Annotated in this window: 16 protein-coding genes and 2 pseudogenes; 10 read left to right on the top strand and 8 right to left on the bottom strand. The window is 71.2% G+C overall.

Annotated features, from left to right (window positions below):
- Nucleotides 1–10: 10 nt before the first annotated feature.
- The 5 genes from ACMTAK_RS35280 to ACMTAK_RS35260 all read left to right on the top strand — a co-directional run bounded on the left by ACMTAK_RS35280 (nucleotide 11) and on the right by ACMTAK_RS35260 (nucleotide 2,393).
- The gene (locus ACMTAK_RS35280) at nucleotides 11–274 is read left to right on the top strand and encodes a UBP-type zinc finger domain-containing protein (protein WP_413809920.1); all 264 of its coding nucleotides are present in this window, start codon (nucleotides 11–13) and stop codon (nucleotides 272–274) included.
- Nucleotides 274–480 (top strand): hypothetical protein, encoded by a 207-nt coding sequence (locus ACMTAK_RS35275; protein ID WP_413809919.1) that lies wholly within the window; start codon nucleotides 274–276, stop codon nucleotides 478–480. Before ACMTAK_RS35280 ends, ACMTAK_RS35275 begins: the two co-directional genes overlap by 1 nt.
- 6 nt (nucleotides 481–486) lie before the next feature.
- Nucleotides 487–1,038, top strand: coding sequence for an Hsp20/alpha crystallin family protein (locus ACMTAK_RS35270; RefSeq protein WP_413809918.1), 552 nt, complete (start codon nucleotides 487–489; stop codon nucleotides 1,036–1,038).
- A 69-nt stretch (nucleotides 1,039–1,107) separates the two neighbouring features.
- Nucleotides 1,108–1,539: a DUF2267 domain-containing protein gene (locus tag ACMTAK_RS35265; RefSeq protein WP_413809917.1), complete on the top strand. Its 432-nt coding sequence runs from the start codon at nucleotides 1,108–1,110 to the stop codon at nucleotides 1,537–1,539.
- An 83-nt stretch (nucleotides 1,540–1,622) separates the two neighbouring features.
- Entirely contained in the window at nucleotides 1,623–2,393 is a 771-nt protein-coding gene (locus ACMTAK_RS35260; RefSeq protein WP_413809916.1) for an IclR family transcriptional regulator, read from the top strand.
- Nucleotides 2,394–2,396: 3 nt separating this feature from the next.
- Here the strand turns inward: ACMTAK_RS35260 and ACMTAK_RS35255 are convergent, their stop codons facing one another.
- Together ACMTAK_RS35255 and ACMTAK_RS35250 are read right to left on the bottom strand one after the other, a co-directional pair.
- A complete protein-coding gene (locus ACMTAK_RS35255) occupies nucleotides 2,397–3,272 on the bottom strand; it encodes a citryl-CoA lyase (RefSeq protein ID WP_413809915.1) in 876 nt (291 codons plus the stop codon).
- Nucleotides 3,269–4,495: a CaiB/BaiF CoA transferase family protein gene (locus ACMTAK_RS35250; protein WP_413809914.1), complete on the bottom strand. Its 1,227-nt coding sequence runs from the start codon at nucleotides 4,493–4,495 to the stop codon at nucleotides 3,269–3,271. The genes ACMTAK_RS35255 and ACMTAK_RS35250 overlap by 4 nt, the downstream gene beginning before the upstream one ends.
- Before the next feature lie 135 nt (nucleotides 4,496–4,630).
- Here ACMTAK_RS35250 and ACMTAK_RS35245 point away from each other — a divergent pair, with 135 nt between their 5' ends.
- A complete protein-coding gene (locus tag ACMTAK_RS35245; RefSeq protein WP_413809913.1) occupies nucleotides 4,631–6,031 on the top strand; it encodes an MFS transporter in 1,401 nt (466 codons plus the stop codon).
- A gap of 7 nt (nucleotides 6,032–6,038) precedes the next feature.
- Here ACMTAK_RS35245 and ACMTAK_RS35240 read toward each other — a convergent pair whose 3' ends face one another.
- Nucleotides 6,039–6,941, bottom strand: coding sequence for an alpha/beta fold hydrolase (locus ACMTAK_RS35240; RefSeq protein ID WP_413809912.1), 903 nt, complete (start codon nucleotides 6,939–6,941; stop codon nucleotides 6,039–6,041).
- Between the two features lie 164 nt (nucleotides 6,942–7,105).
- Here ACMTAK_RS35240 and ACMTAK_RS35235 point away from each other — a divergent pair, with 164 nt between their 5' ends.
- The 3 genes from ACMTAK_RS35235 (at nucleotide 7,106) to ACMTAK_RS35225 (ending at nucleotide 10,456) form a co-directional block, all read left to right on the top strand.
- Nucleotides 7,106–7,996, top strand: coding sequence for a LysR family transcriptional regulator (locus ACMTAK_RS35235; protein ID WP_413813092.1), 891 nt, complete (start codon nucleotides 7,106–7,108; stop codon nucleotides 7,994–7,996).
- Nucleotides 7,997–8,053: 57 nt separating this feature from the next.
- Nucleotides 8,054–9,127, top strand: coding sequence for a tartrate dehydrogenase (locus tag ACMTAK_RS35230; RefSeq protein WP_413809911.1), 1,074 nt, complete (start codon nucleotides 8,054–8,056; stop codon nucleotides 9,125–9,127).
- Nucleotides 9,128–9,241: 114 nt separating this feature from the next.
- Nucleotides 9,242–10,456 carry a serine hydrolase domain-containing protein gene (locus tag ACMTAK_RS35225; RefSeq protein WP_413809910.1) on the top strand — a complete coding sequence of 405 codons (1,215 nt, stop codon included), beginning with the start codon at nucleotides 9,242–9,244 and terminating at the stop codon, nucleotides 10,454–10,456.
- Nucleotides 10,457–10,689: 233 nt separating this feature from the next.
- Here ACMTAK_RS35225 and ACMTAK_RS35220 read toward each other — a convergent pair whose 3' ends face one another.
- From ACMTAK_RS35220 to ACMTAK_RS35210, 3 genes are all read right to left on the bottom strand, one after another.
- Nucleotides 10,690–10,767, bottom strand: a complete 78-nt coding sequence (locus ACMTAK_RS35220; RefSeq protein WP_370443954.1) for a 50S ribosomal protein bL37 — start codon at nucleotides 10,765–10,767, stop codon at nucleotides 10,690–10,692.
- A 131-nt stretch (nucleotides 10,768–10,898) separates the two neighbouring features.
- Complete coding sequence (locus ACMTAK_RS35215) at nucleotides 10,899–11,933, bottom strand: NAD(P)-dependent alcohol dehydrogenase (protein ID WP_413809909.1); 1,035 nt, start codon at nucleotides 11,931–11,933, stop codon at nucleotides 10,899–10,901.
- 2 nt (nucleotides 11,934–11,935) lie between these two features.
- The gene (locus ACMTAK_RS35210) at nucleotides 11,936–12,415 is read right to left on the bottom strand and encodes a MerR family transcriptional regulator (RefSeq protein WP_413809908.1); all 480 of its coding nucleotides are present in this window, start codon (nucleotides 12,413–12,415) and stop codon (nucleotides 11,936–11,938) included.
- Nucleotides 12,416–12,553: 138 nt separating this feature from the next.
- On the opposite strand from ACMTAK_RS35210, the pseudogene ACMTAK_RS35205 reads away from it, so the two are divergent.
- Nucleotides 12,554–13,408, top strand: a pseudogene (locus ACMTAK_RS35205) (amidohydrolase family protein); the annotation flags it as partial.
- On the opposite strand, the pseudogene ACMTAK_RS35200 reads toward ACMTAK_RS35205, so the two are convergent.
- Together ACMTAK_RS35200 and ACMTAK_RS35195 are read right to left on the bottom strand one after the other, a co-directional pair.
- Nucleotides 13,354–13,728, bottom strand: a pseudogene (locus ACMTAK_RS35200) (DinB family protein); the annotation flags it as partial. The pseudogenes ACMTAK_RS35205 and ACMTAK_RS35200 overlap by 55 nt on opposite strands.
- 180 nt (nucleotides 13,729–13,908) lie before the next feature.
- A complete protein-coding gene (locus ACMTAK_RS35195; RefSeq protein WP_413809907.1) occupies nucleotides 13,909–14,859 on the bottom strand; it encodes a hypothetical protein in 951 nt (316 codons plus the stop codon).
- Nucleotides 14,860–14,970: the final 111 nt, after the last annotated feature.

Raw genomic sequence — 14,970 nt, 5'->3', positions numbered from 1 at the left:
GGTGAACGCCATGGCCATCGAGCCCGATCCACATCTGTCGATGGTGCGCCAGGTCTCCCCGCGCACCCCCGAGGGGTGCGAGGAGTGCCTGCGCCTGGGGTCCCCCTGGGTCCATCTGCGGCTCTGCCTGACCTGCGGGCACGTGGGGTGCTGCGACTCCTCGCCGCTCAAGCACGCCCGGTCCCACGCGTACGCCGAGGAACACCCCATCGTCGAGCCCATGGAACCGGGCGAGACCTGGCGGTGGTGCTTCGCCCACGAGGCCATGGCCTGATGTCGGGCGAGGACCGACCCCCGGAGGCCGAGACGCTGCCGCGCCGCGTCCCGGTCAGCGATCTGCTGGTCGTCGGCTCCGGCCCGGCCGGGACCCCAGGCTCCGAACTCGCCGAGCGCGGTGTGCTCCAGGCGCGCATGTTCGGGGCGGACCAGTGGACACCCATCCGCTACCCATACACATCCACACCATACGACCGGAGGTGAAGGGCGATGAGCACACCCGCACGACGACCCCAACCGCAGCGCCAAGGCGCGATGGACCGGCCCCGGGTCTGGGCGCGCAATCCGCTGGCGGAGTTCGACGACCTGCTCAGCCAGATGGGCGGGCTGCTCGAATCCACGGTCGGCGGGGCCGCGGTGCCCGGACTCGCGACGTGGACACCCGCCGCCGATGTGACCGAGGGGGACGAGGCGTACCACGTCGAACTCGAACTCCCCGGCGTCCGGCGCCAGGAGATCGACATCGAGGTCAACGGCCAGGAGCTGACCGTCACCGGGGAGGTCAAGGAACGGGAGCGCAAGGGCGTCCTGCGCCGTGGCGGGCGCCGCACCGGCCGCTTCGAGTACCGGCTGCTGCTCCCGAGCGAGGTGAACACCGAGGGCGTCAAGGCGGGCATGTCCGAGGGCATCCTCACGATCACCGTGCCCAAGGCGGAGACCGCCAAGCCCCGCCACATAGAGATCACCGAGAGCATCGAGGGCGAGAGCCGGCGACAGCAGGAACGCCAGCAGCAACAGCCGCAACAGCCAGGAGGCTTCTGAGACTCTCCCACCCCGTGGCGGCCCCCGCCCCGCCGGGCGGCCGCCACGGGCACCGAAAGGACGAACACGATGGTTGCCACAGGCTTTCCCGCGTTCGACACGACCGTCGACAAGACCAACCGGCTCCTCAAGGAGATCGAGGACGCGTACGGCTGGCCCAAGGAGCGCCGTAAACAGTCCTACGCCGCCCTGCGCGCGGTGCTGCACCAGCTGCGGGACCGGCTGACGGTGGACGAGGCCGTCCAGTTCGGCGCACAGCTCCCGATGCTGGTGCGCGGCATCTACTTCGAAGGGTGGAGGCCCGCGGAAACGCCCGTGAAGATGCACAGCGAGGAGTTCTTCCAGCGGATCCGGCACGACTTCCCGTACTCGATCCAGGGCGACACCGAACAGCTGGTCCACACCGTCCTGGAGGCCCTGCAACGCCACATCAGCGAGGGCGAGTGGGATGACCTCCGGGGCAGGATGCCGGCCGACCTGGTCGCCGTCATACCGGCGTAGCCGACTCCCGCCTACGCTGGGCCGCCTGGTGGTACCGTCGCACCGATAGGCGGCTTATGCGGTGCGCGGCGAGGAGGACGGCGATGGGGACGGCGACCGGAGAGGGCGGCGAGGGCGTACGGAGCGTCCTGCGCGCACTGGATCTGCTCGCCCTGTTCGACGAGACCCACCGCTCCCGCAGCGTACGGGAGTTGACGGACGCCACCGGACTGGCCAAGTCCACCGTGGTCCGGCTGGTGGCCACGCTGGAGCAGCGCGGGCTGCTGTGGAGCCGGGGGGACGGCCGGCTCACCCCCGGCGCCGGACTGCTGCGCTGGGCGGCGCTCGCCCAGGACGCCTGGCGGCTGCCCCCGGAGGCGGTGGAGTGTCTGCGCCTCCTCTCGGTCCGGTCGGGTGGCGAATCCTCGCGGATCTACATCCGCCAGGGTGGCTCCAGGGTGTGTGTCGCCCAGCACGAGGGCACCCAGCAGCTGCGCCATGTGGTGCGCGTCGGCGAGGAGATGCCCCTGTGGGCCGGTGCCTCCGGGCACGTCCTGCTCATCGGCGGCTCGTCCCGGACCCTGAGCCGCGTGGCCGCGGCGGCCGGGCGCGGCCCCGACTTCACCTCCGTCCTGGCGACACGGGCGCGCCTCGCCGCGGAGCGGGGCTGGGCGGTCAGCCACGGCGAGCGCGAGGACGGGGTGTCGGCCGTGGCCGCCCCGGTCACCGACGCGGCCGGACAGGTCGTCGCGGCGGTGGGCCTCGGCGGGCCCACCAGCCGCTTCACCGAGGAGCGCGTCGAGTCGTTCCGCCCGGCGCTGGCCGAGGCTGCGAAGCGGCTGTCGGAGCTGCGGTTCCTCGGCGGGAGCGGCTGACGTTCACGCGCTCCCGGAGCTGTTCCCGCCGCTCTCCGGCCGGTTGAGGTTCCGGGGCGCCGGGCCCTCGTACGAGGGCAGCAGCCGCCGGGGCAGCGGGCCCTTGATCCTGGCCCCGCCGGACTTCTCCTCCCAGGCGTGGGAGAGGATGCCCACGCTGCGGGAGAGCACGAACAGCCCGCGCCCGAGCTCGGGCGGAAAGCCGAGTTCGCTGTAGACGATGGCGGTGGCGCCGTCGATGTTCATCGGCACGGGACGGCTGCGGCCCTCCGTCAGCGCCCGCTCCAGGGCCGTTCCCGCGCGCAGCGCCCAGCCCGGCGCCTCGCCGTCCGCCACCGCCGCGCCCACCAGGTCGAGCAGCGGGGTACGGCGCGGGTCGTACGGGTGGAAGCGGTGGCCGAATCCGGGCACATGGGAGCCCGTGGCGCGGTACTCCGCCACCAGGTTCTTCGCGGCGTCGTCGAGGTCCGCCCCCTCGGCCGCGGCCTCCTCCAGCCCGGCCAGGACCCCCATGCACTGCTGACCGGCCCCGCCGTGCACGTCCCCCAGCAGGTTCACCCCGGTGGCCACCGCGTTGTTCAGCCCCAGTCCACAGGTGGCCGCCATCCGGGCCGCGGCGATCGACGGGGCCTGGGGCCCGTGGTCGACGGCGGCGACGAGCGCGGCCTCCAGCAACCGGCCCTGCGTCCGGGTGGGCAACTCGCCGCGCAGCAGCAGCCAGACGGTCTCGGCGAACGACACCTGGCCGATCAGCTGCTCGACCGGGTAGCCGCGCAGCAGGATCTCGCCCGGCCGGATGCGGCTGACGGCGGTGGCCCACCAGTCGGTGACGTCCTGTGGAACCGTCGTGGCCTCCGGCTCTCCGGACGGGCGGGTCATATCGCGCCACGCTCCTTCATCGCGTCGATCTCCTTCGGGGTGTAGCCGAGTTCGGCCAGGACCTGGTCGGTGTGCTGGCCCAGCAGCGGTGGCGGGGCGGGGGCGGCCGCCGGTGCGCCGTCGACCCGGAACGGGCTGCCCAGGACGCGCAGTTCGCGCGTCCGCCCGTCCGGGAAGGGCAGCGTGCGGACGAAGTCCCGCTCCGCGAGCTGCTCAAGACCCAGCGCGTCGGGTACGGACAGCACCCGCGCCGCCGGTACCCCGGCGTCGGCGAGGATCTCCTCCCACTCCCCCGCGGTCCGCTCGGCGAGCCCCTTCTCGATCTCGGCGCGCAGCTCCTCGCGGTGGGCCTTGCGGTCCGCGGGATGCGCGAACCGCTCGTCGTCCAGCAGTTCCGCGCGGCCGATGAGCCGGCACAGGGTGGCGAACTGCCGCTGACGGTTGGCCGCGATGTTGAGGTATCCGTCCGCCGTGCGGAAGGTCCCCGACGGCGCGGCGGTGACGTTCTCATTGCCCATGGGCCGCGGCGGGCGTCCGGTGATCAGGTAGTTGGAGGTCACCCACCCCATCGCGGTGAGCGCGGCCTCCAGCATCGAGACGTCCAGATACGCGCCGCTTCCGGTGCGCTCCCGGCGCACCAGGGCCGCCGCCACGGCGAAGGCGGCGGCCATGCCGCCCAGGGTGTCGGCCACCGGGAAACCGGCGCGCAGCGGGCTGACCTCGGGGGTGCCGGTCACGCTCATCATCCCGGAGAGGCCCTGCACGATCTGGTCGTAGGCGGGCCGGGCGCGCAGCGGTCCGGTCTGGCCGAAGCCGGAGACGGCGCAGTAGATCAGCCGCGGGTTCTCCCGCATGAGGATCTCGCGGCCGGCGCCCAGCCGGTCCATCACCCCGGGGCGGAAGTTCTCCAGGAGGACGTCGGACTCCCGCACCGCGCGCAGCAGGGCCGCGCGCCCCTCGTCCTCCTTGAGGTTCAGGGTGAGCGAACGCTTCCCGGCGTTCTGGGCCAGGAACGACGCGCCCAGCAGATCCTCGCTCAGCTGCCGGTCGGCGCCCAGTTGGCGGGCCAGGTCCCCGGTCCCCGGCATCTCGACCTTGAGGACGTCGGCGCCGTGCAGGGCGAGCTGATATCCGGCGAAGGGCCCGGCGAGGACATTGGTCAGATCCAGGACCCGGATGCCGTCGAGCAGGGGTGGCGGGGCGGCGGGGGCGGGCGTGCTCAACGGAGGACCTCCAGCGCGAATCGGGGTGTGACCCCTTGCCACGGGGTGTGTGCCTCCATAACATCACCGAACCATCAAGTGGCACAAGCGAACCACACAGTGGTACTCGATCCACGGTGACAAGGGAGTCCCCCAATGACGCACACCGGCAGTTCCGCCACCAGAAGGCCGGTCTTCCAGCCCAAGGTCGCCCTCGCCGCCGTCTTCGGCACCACGGTGGAGTGGTACGACTTCGCCCTCTACGGAACCGCGGCCGCCCTCGTCTTCAACAAGGTCTACTTCCCGGACAGCGATCCGCTGGTCGGCACGGTCCTCGCCTACGGCACCTTCGCCATCGGCTTCCTCGCCCGGCCCCTGGGCGGCGCCTACTTCGGAGAGCGGGGCGACACTCAGGGCCGTAAAGGCGTGCTGGTGGCCACCCTGCTGCTGATGGGACTCGCCACCACGGCCATCGGCCTGCTGCCGACGCATGCGCAGATCGGCGTCGCCGCGCCGGTGCTGCTGACACTGCTGCGCTTCGTCCAGGGCTTCGCCGCGGGCGGCGAGAAGACCGGAGCGCTGATTATCCTCTTCGAGAACGCACCGCCCAAGTGGCGCGGGCTGCTCACCTCACTGCCCGCGATCGGTACCGGCACCGGCACCCTCCTGTCCACCGGAGCCTTCGCGCTCACCACCGGGCTGCTGTCCGAGGACGCCTTCCTCGCCTGGGGCTGGCGGATTCCCTTCCTGCTCAGCGCGGGCCTGACCTTCTTCGGCCTCTGGGTGCGCCGCTCGCTGCCGGAGACCGCCGAATTCCAGCAGGTGCGGCAGGCGGGTTCCGTCGCCGCGACATCCGGCCCCTCCGCCACGTCCGGCCGCCCGCTGCGGCAGCGGATCGCCGAGAGCCGCTGCGTCACCGCCTGGCGCCGCTACCCCAAGGAGATGCTCATCGTGATCGGCGCGGGCGCCGCCGAGAACGCGGGCTACTACGTCTTCGGCACCTTCTCGGTCACCTACGCCGAGGACCGCGGACTGCCGACCGCCGCACTCCTCAGCGGCATCTCGCTGGTCGCGGCCGTGAAGCTGGTGACGGTACCGGCCTTCGGCGCGCTCTCCGACCGCGTCGGGCGGCGCCCGGTCTCGATCGGCGGGGCCCTGGTACTGCTGGCCGCCGCATGGCCGTTCTTCACCGTGCTCGACGGCGGACACACCTGGGCCATCTGGCTCGCGCTCTTCCTCACCCTGGGCATCGGTCAGTCCGCCGTCCTCGGCTCCCAGCCCGCGTTCTTCGCCGAACTCTTCGACACCACGGTCCGGTTCAGCGCGGTCGGCATCGCCAACAACATCGGCACCGTGCTCACCGGCGGTCTCGCGCCCATGCTCGCGTCCGCCCTGCTGCTCTGGTTCGACCACAGCGTCACAGGCGTGGTGGTCTTCATCGCCCTGATGAGCGCGCTCACCGTGGTCACGGTGGCACTGGCGCGGGAGACGCGCGGGGCCGCCGACCCGGCCGAGGAGACGGCCGCACCGGAGCAGAACCTCCAGGCGGCGCCGTGAGCCCCGATCAGGCGCTCCCCTGGTCCCCGAGGAACGCCCGCAGATGGCGCAGCGTCTCGTCCGGCGCCTCCTCCGGGAGGTAGTGATCGCACGACAGCGCGTGCCCGCGCACATCGTCCGCGTAGCCGCGCCAGACCTCCGGTACGTCGTAGTGGCGGCCGACGAAACCGTGCGCGCCCCACAGGGCCAGCAGCGGTGCGGTGACCCGGCGGCCCGCAGCGGCGTCCGCGTCGTCGTGGACCAGGTCGATGGAGGCGGCGGCGCGGTAGTCCTCGCAGCTGGCGTGGATGGCCGCGGGATCCGAGAAGCAGCGGATGTACTCGGCCTGGGCCGCCTCGTCGAACGGGGTCCCGCCCCGGTGGCGCGCCCCCATCCGGGTGCGGATCCAGAACGCGGGGTCCTGGCCGATGAGGTGCTCCGGGATGCCGTGGTCCGCCGCCAGGAAGAACCAGTGGAAGTAGCCGAGACCGAAGTCCTTGTCGGCGTGCTGGAAGACGTACCGCGTGGGCACGATGTCCAGGACCGCGAGCGCCGAGACCGCGCGCGGATGGTCGAGGGCCAGACGGTGCGCGACCCGGCCGCCCCGGTCGTGACCGACCACCGCGAACCGGTCGAAGCCCAGCTCCCGCATCACCAGCAGCTGGTCGCGTGCCATGGCCCGCTTGGAGTACGGGGTGTGCTCGGCGTCGGACACGGGCTTGTCGCTGTCGCCGTAGCCGCGCAGATCGGCCAGGACCACGCGGTGGGTGGCGGCGAGCGCCGGGGCGATGTGGTGCCAGATCATATGGGTCTGCGGATAGCCGTGCAGGAGGAGGACCGGCGGCCCCTCCCCGGCGGTGCGTACGTTGATTCCCACACCCTCGACGTGGACGGTGCGGCGGTCGAAGTCGTCCAGCGGCTGCTCGCTCATGACCCGATCCCAGCAGCCGCCCGCGGTGCGCGTCCACGACCCGTTGACGACAATGCTTATAAGCAACACCTATGGACGTGCCGGGCGCCGAGGGTGCCGAGGTCGCTGACGGCGCCAGAGGTACCGGAGGTGGCGGGAGCGGCGAGGCGCGGGGAGGCGGCGCGGTGGATGTGCGGCAGCTGGAGTACTTCCTGGCCGTGGTGGACCACGGCGGGTTCAACCGGGCCGCCTCCGCGCTGTATCTGTCCCAGCCGTCCCTCTCCCAGGCCATCCGCGCCCTGGAGCGCGACCTGGGCAGCGACCTCTTCCACCGCATCGGCCGCCGGGCGGTACTCACCGACGCGGGCACGGCGCTGATCGGACCGGCGCGGGAGGCGGTGCGCAGCCTCCAGCTCGCGCGGGCCAGTGTGGAGTCGGTGCACGGACTGCGCGGCGGCCGGGTGGACATCGCGGCCCCGCCCTCCCAGGCCGTCGAACCGCTGGCGGGGCTGATCGACCGCTTCGCCCGCGCCCATCCCGCGGTGTCCGTACGCGTGCAGGCCGCGTTCACCCCGCACGATGTGACTCAGATGGTGCGCACCGGCGTGTGCGAGCTGGGTCTGCTGGCCTCCCCCGACCCCGTACCGCAGGGCGATGTGCACACCTATCCGCTGGTCGAGCAGCGCTTCGTGCTGCTGACACCGCCGGACGGGCCGTTCCGCCCCGGAGTGCCGGTGCGCCATGAGCAGCTGTCCGGGCACCGGCTGATCGTGGGCCAGAAGGGCACCGGGATGCGCCGGTACGTCGACGATCTGGTGGCCGAGGGCGTGGCGCTGACCGTGGTGGTCGAGACCGAGCACCGGGTGTCGATCCTGCCGCTGGTGCTGCGGGGCGTCGGCCTGGCCGTGGTGGCCGACGCCTGGCGCGGCCTCGCGGAGCGGGCGGGGGCCCTGGTCCTGGACCTGGAGCCGAGCACCAGCCTGCATATCGCCCTGGTCAGCAGGCGGGCCCGGCTGACACCGGCGGCGGAGGCATTCGTCGGCACCGCCGTGGAGTCTCATAGGGCGGACCTATAAGACCCATGCGATCTGCGTCTTGGACGCGGAAGTCGCTCCCCTGCTGCAATCCCCTCCATGACGAACCGCCGCACGACCACCACCCACCGCATCGCCCTGATCCCCGGCGACGGCATCGGCAACGAGGTCATCCCGGCCGCCCGCCGCGTCCTGGACACCGTCGCCGCCCGGCACGGCCTCGCCTTCACGTACGAGACGTTCGACTGGTCCTGCGAGCGCTATGCCGAGCTCGGCGCGATGATGCCCGACGACGGTCTTGACCAGTTGCGCGGCCATGACGCGATCCTGCTCGGCGCGGTCGGCTACCCCGGCGTCCCCGACCATGTCTCGCTGTGGGGACTGCTGATCCCCATCCGCCGGGGCTTCCAGCAGTACGTCAATCTGCGCCCCATCCGCGTCTTCGAGGGCGTGCCCAGCCCGCTGCGCGACGCGGGCCCCGGCGATGTCGACCTCGTCGTCGTCCGGGAGAACGTCGAGGGCGAGTACGGCGAGATCGGCGGCCGCCTCGGGCGGGGGCTGCCGGAGGAAATGGCCGTCCAGGAAGCGGTGTTCACCCGCAAGGGTGTCACCCGCGTCCTGGACTACGCCTTCTCCCTCGCCGAGCGGCGCGGCGGCCGGCTCACCTCGGCCACCAAGTCCAACGGCATCATCCACACCATGCCCTTCTGGGACGAGCTGGTGGCCGAACGCGCCGCCGCTTACCCGGAGGTGGCCTGGGACCAGGAGCACATCGACGCCCTCGCCGCCAAGTTCGTCCTCGACCCGCGGCGCTTCGACGTCGTCGTGGCCTCGAACCTCTTCGGCGACATCCTCAGCGACCTCGCCGCCGCGGTCGCCGGCAGCATCGGCATCGCCCCCGCGGCCAACCTCAACCCCGAACGCGACTTCCCGTCCATGTTCGAGCCCGTGCACGGCTCCGCCCCCGACATCGCCGGGCGCGGTATCGCCAACCCGCTCGGCGCGATCTGGTCCGCCGCCATGCTGCTCGACCACCTCGGCCACCCCGAGGCGGCCACCCGCGTCACCGACGCCATCGCGACCGTCCTGGCGAAGACCCCCGTCCGCACCCCGGACCTGGGCGGTACGGCCACCACCGAGGAGTTCACCGACGCGCTGCTCGAACTGCTCTGATCGAGGGGGGTGGGGTTGTCCCCAGGGCGATGGGGGTGGCTGGCCGGATCGATCCCGAGCTCGGCGGTCTCTAACGTGACCATTCGGTCGCGATGGGGCTTCGAGGGGGATCACATGAACGTGGTCAAGCGCAGGCGTGTACTGAGTGGCGGACTCACCCTGGCGGTGGTGGCGGGTGTCGCGGCGGCGGCACCGAAGGACGTGGCGGTGGCGGCCCCGAAGGGTGTCGCGGCGGTGGCGCCGACGCATCACGACGCGCCGCGGCAGAACACCGCCGCCGACCACACCCCTCGCCTGCGCGAGATCCTGCACCGGCTGACCACGGTCGACGGCGCGCCCGGAGCGCTCCTGGAGACGCGGAACCGGCACGGCAGCGCGGTCCTGACCAGCGGCGTCGCGAACATGAAGAGCCACGCGCCAATGCGCCGCGACAGCAGGTTCCGGATCGGCAGCATGACCAAGCCGTTCGTGGCGACGGTCGTGCTCCAGCTGGTGGGAGAGCATCGCGTCGCCCTCGACGCGCCGGTGGAGCGCTATCTGCCCGGTGTCATCCGCGGACACGGGAACGACGGGCGGATCATCACCGTCCGCCAGCTGCTCCAGCACACCAGCGGCGTGCCCGACATCCTCGACCACCTCACCCCACAGGACATCCTCAAGGACCCCCTCGCCCACCACGACACCCGCGACCTCGTGAACATCGCGCTCGCCCACCCCCCGACCTTCGAGCCCGGCACCGGCTGGCGCTACTCCAGCACCAACTACCTGCTGGCCGGCCTGCTCATCGAAAGGGTCACCGGCCACACGTACGGCGAGGAGATCCACCGGCGCATCGTCACGCCACTCGGGCTGCACGAGACGTACGTACCGGACGACGACCCGACGATCCCAGGGCCGCATCCACGCGGCTACGCCCGGCCGGGCGAGAACGCGCCACTCATGGATATCACCGCGATCAACCCCTCGGTCGCGGGCGCGGGCGGAGGCATGATCTCCAGCGGCACCGACCTCAACCGCTTCCTGGACGCACTCGTACGCGGCAAGCTGCTGCGCCCGGCACAACTGCGGCAGATGATGAGGACCCGCCCGACCGGCAACCCCGACGGCCGGGCGTACGGCCTCGGCCTGGAGAGCAGGCCACTGCCCTGCGGCGGCCTCTACTGGGGCCACGGCGGCGACATCCTCGGCTACGGAACGGTGGGCGGCGCCACGGTCGACGGCAGGCAGGCGACGGTCATGGTGAACCTCAACCCGGGCGGCACGGACGCCCAGGACGCCGATATGAAGGCCGCCGTCCAGACGGCCCTCTGCGAAGGCCACCACCACTAGGGGCCACTAGGGAGTGTCCGCGACGGATCTCGACCCCTGCGGCGAGCCGCTCCCCTCCCCACGGCACCGATACGCGGCTCCGCCGCACGGCAGCGGCTCTGCCCCTGGTAACGGGAAGGGGCCGGGAGGGGAAAGGTCCGCCGCCGGGGCTCCCCGCGCCCGGCACGCGGTGGCGCACCACGCGCTCGGGGAGCCCGGGGAGCCCGTCACCGTCACTCGGCAGAAGCCCCAGGTCAGGACTGGGGACGGCTACCGTGGTTGGCCCCGTTCTTACGACGGGCCTTCTTCTTACGACGTCGCTTCGACGACATGTCGCCTCCTTTCCGGTCATGCTTTTCGCCCTGTGTGTACCGACTGCCTCGGCATCTCAAGCGATGATCGCGGCGCGCTTACCCGGCCCCCGACACATCACACCCCTCCGTGCGACACCTCACGCCGCGCATCAGGCCAGGTCGAGGACGAAGCGGTAGCGCACGTCGTTGCGGGCCAGCCGGTCGAGGCTGGTATTGACGTCGTGCGCGGGCACGATCTCGGTTTCGGCGGTGATGCCGTGTGCGCCGCAGAAGTCGAGCATCTCCTGGGTTTCGGCGGTTCCGCCGCTGCCCGCGCCGGCCAGGTTCTTCGCGCCGACGATCAGGCTGAGGGCGCTGAGCCGCAGGTCTTGCTCCGGGATGCCGACCAGGCAGAGGGTCCCGTCGATTGCCAGGGCGCTCAGATAGGGCTCCAGGGCGTGCGGCGCTCCGACGGTGTCGAGGATCAGGTCGAAGCGCCCCGTCTGCGCGGCCATCTGCTGCTCGTCCTGGGAGAAGACCACGTCGTCGGCGCCCAGTCGGCGTGCTTCGGCGGCCTTGTCGGGAGAGGTGGTGAACTGCACGGCCTCGGCGCCCATGGCGTGGGCGAGTTGGAGGGCGATATGGCCCAGGCCGCCCATGCCGACTATGCCGACCGTCCGGCCGGGGCCGGTGCCCCAGCGGCGCAGCGGTACGTAGGTGGTGACGCCCGCGCACATCAGCGGGGCCACTCCCGCCGGATCCAGCCCGCTCGGCAGCGGGTAGGCGAAGTGCTCGTCAACGACGTATTCGGTGGAGTATCCGCCCTGGGTGCGGGAGCCGTCGACGCGGTCGACGCCCCCGTAGGTCAGGGTGACTCCCTCGTGGCACCAGTTCTCCCGGCCGGCGCGGCAGGCGGGGCAGGTGCGGCACGAGTCGACGATGTTGCCCACCGCGACCCGGTCGCCGACCGAGAACCGCGAGACCGCGTCGCCGACCGCGCTGACCTCCCCGACGATCTCGTGACCCGCCACGAGCGGGAAGGCGGCCGGGTCGCCGTGGCGGATCGCGGACAGGTCGCTGGCGCACACACCGCAGTAGCGGACCCGCACCGCTATGTCCCTGTCCCGGGGCTCCCGGCGCTCGAAGTCCCATGGGGCCACGGCCGCGCCTTGTGCGTGCGCCGCCCATCCGCTGACCTTACGCATGCTTAATTCCCGTCTTTCGTCGTTCGCGCCGTTCGCGGGCCCGCTTCGCCCGGAGGGAGTGCGCCGGGGGCGGCGGTGCCGATCTCGTCCTCGCAGTCCAGACCGCGCCGTTTCAGGTCGCGGTGGTGCGCGATCTTCTCCCGCACCACCGCAAGGTCCTGACGCAACTGACCGATCTGCTGCTCGATGGCCGAGGCGTGCCGCTCCAGGAGGGCCGTACGCCTGTCGTGCCATTCCAGGCCCGAGCCCATCCGCACGAAGGCCCGCACGTCGTCCACCGACATGCCGGTGCGGCGCAGCGCCTGCACCAGGCGGATGAACCGGATCGCGGCGGGCGGGTAGCGGCGCCGTCCGCCAGGGCCTCGCTCGACGAGGGGCAGCAGACCTTCGCGTTCGTACCAGCGCAATGTGTCGATGCTCAGCCCTGTCAGCTCCGACACAGCGCGGATGCCGATCCGGTCCGGCTCGGAGGAGTCAGCCATACCCTCACGCTAAAAGCTGGAGTCGACTCCAGCGCAAATCGTCGCGTCACCCCCTGCCGTGGGGCGCCCCGTCCTGGACTGTGACACGCTCCTGCCGCCGGACACCGACCAGTCGATGATCGTCTACTCCGCCGCGGCCGACACACGCGAGGCATCGGCACTCGACACGCTGCGCGTGACCGGCGCCGAGCGGCGAACGACGCGCTCGCCGAGGTCGTCCAGGCCCACCCGCGGCGTTTCCAGGCGCTGGCGGCCATCCCGACACCGTCACCCGAAGCCGCCGCGGCGGAACTCGAACGCGCGGTCACACGGCTGGGCTTCCGCGGCGCGATGCTGTACGGACGCACCGGCGACAAGCCGGCTGACGCACCGGAGTTCGACGACCTCTACGCCACCGCCGAGCGGCTCCGGGTGCCGCTGCACTTCCACCCGCAGACCCCGGTGCGGGCGGTCCAGGAGGCGTACCACTCGGGACTGCCCCACGGAGTGGGCCCCATGCTCGCGACCGCCGGGCTGGGCTGGTACTACGACCTGGGCGTGCAGTACCTGCGGATGATCTTCTCCGGCGTCTTCGACCGCCACCCCGATCTTCAGGTGAACGCGGGGCACTGGGGCGAGGTCGTCCTGTTCTACCTGGACCACATCGGGATCCTGCGACACGCGGCGAAGCTGGAGCGCCCCCTGGCCGACTACTTCCGCCAGAACTTCTGGGTCGCGGGAAGCGGCACGGTCAGCGAGCGCTATCTGCGGTGGACGGCGGAGGTCGTCGGCACGGACCGCATGCTGTACTCGACCGACTACCCGTACACGTTCGGGACACGGCCCGGCGGCTTCCCCTTCCTGGACACCAGCGGCGGGATCGCCCGGTCTTTCCTGGAGCAGGCGCCGTTCACCCAGGAGGAGAAGGCGGCCATCGGGTCCGGCAACTGGGAGACGCATCTCCCATACGTCTCATCGAGCTGTTTGAGCGCCTCGTCGGCGGTCCCCGCGTAGGCGAATGTCCGGGAGTCGACGTCCTGACCGCCGAAGTGCCATCCGACCCGATAGCCCAGGCAGGAGACGATGATGTGCGCCAGCCGCCAGGCAATCGTGGTCACCGGCGCCGGCACCGGGTCAGGGGACGCGGAGTCCATCGTCCACTCCCCCGAACCTGCCGACATCGGTGCGGCCGACGTGCCACGTGGGCGAATGCTCCAGCAGCCACGCACCGGCTCCCAGAAGTACTCCTCATCGGCAAGACCGTGCAGCCGCGGCCGCAGGTTCTTGTGCCAGTGCCGGTCCAGCTGGTCCGCAATTCGCTCGCTTCTTGTTATTTCCGCACACTACATACAACGGAGACCTGGCTGTGATCGTCGCGGACGCCGTCGCCGGCCGTGGGCCGCGACCCGTCCCCGTCCGGACCGGGGCCCGATTCGAACACGTACACCTCGTTGAACGGCCTGAGGATCAGGCGGCCTGAACTACCCAACGAACGGACCTTCGGCTTCTGCCGGTCAGAACTCCACTCTGGCGACGGGAGGGATCGTCCCGTCCTGGGCCTGCTGGGCCCGCTCGGCCAACATCTGGGCGAAGGAGGAAAGGGCAGCGGGGTCGAGGGAACTATCCGGCGTTCGGTACGTGACCCAGGTGACGACGGTACCCACGAGCACGCCCGCTTCCGCCCGCCCGGCATTGACGATCTTTGCCCGGTAGGCGACGCTCTTGTCGCCCATGGGCTGCAGCGACATCGGCTCGAGTCCGTCGGAGTGTTCGTCTTTGCCCGCTCGGACGTCATCGAAGCGTTGGGCGGCGTGGTCGGCGGTGTCATAAGCCTGGATGTAGAAGAGGGCTGCCTCGCCTGAGTCTGTATTTTCAAATGGGACGGTGCCGGTGTACAAAGCCCCCGTACACGAACTGCAGTCGCTGGGCACGCCCGCATTGATCTCTTTGTCCTGCGTCGCCTCCCAGCCAGAGGGCAGACTGCCGGAGTCGGGGAGGGTCACTTCAACGACTGCCGCCTCGTTGAGCGCGGTGTTCTTGCGGTCGGCCCCGCCCGATTCGCTGGGCGGAGTGGTGCCACCGCTCCCCTCGTTGCCGCTGAGCGCGCCTGATGGAGCGTCGCTCGGCTCTGACTGCCGGGAGCTTTTAGGGGAGTCATCGGGAGTAAGGAGCTGCACCCCGCCGTAAACGCCAAGTGCGAGCAGGGCCAGCAGCAGGGCCGTTGCCGCGACCAGGAGGGCACGGGCACTGGGTGTGTTGTTGATGGTCAGCGGGCCGAGGGAAATGGGGCTGCGCGACAACCGGCCGCCCGTGATCACCACGCTGTTCTCGGTGCGCGTGGAAAGAGTGGACAGGTGCATCTCCAGCTGCCGTCTCAGCTCCGGATCCGCCTCGATCTCGTCTCGCAGCACGTCCTGCGCATCGGCTCGCGCTCTCGGGCTCGAGCCGGCGTCGAGCTCTTCCAAGGTCGCACGTCCCCGCTCCGTGCCCGCGAAACGGGTGCGCACCAGCTCGGTGACCGCCGCCCCAGCCCCCTCTCCGACAGCAGTCGCTGCCCCAGTAGCAGCAGCGACAAC

It is taken from the genome of Streptomyces lacaronensis (assembly GCF_047337785.1).
Classification (GTDB): domain Bacteria; phylum Actinomycetota; class Actinomycetes; order Streptomycetales; family Streptomycetaceae; genus Streptomyces; species Streptomyces lycopersici.
The sequence above is the reverse complement of the archived record's forward strand: the minus strand, read 5'-3'. Positions and strand labels throughout refer to the sequence as shown.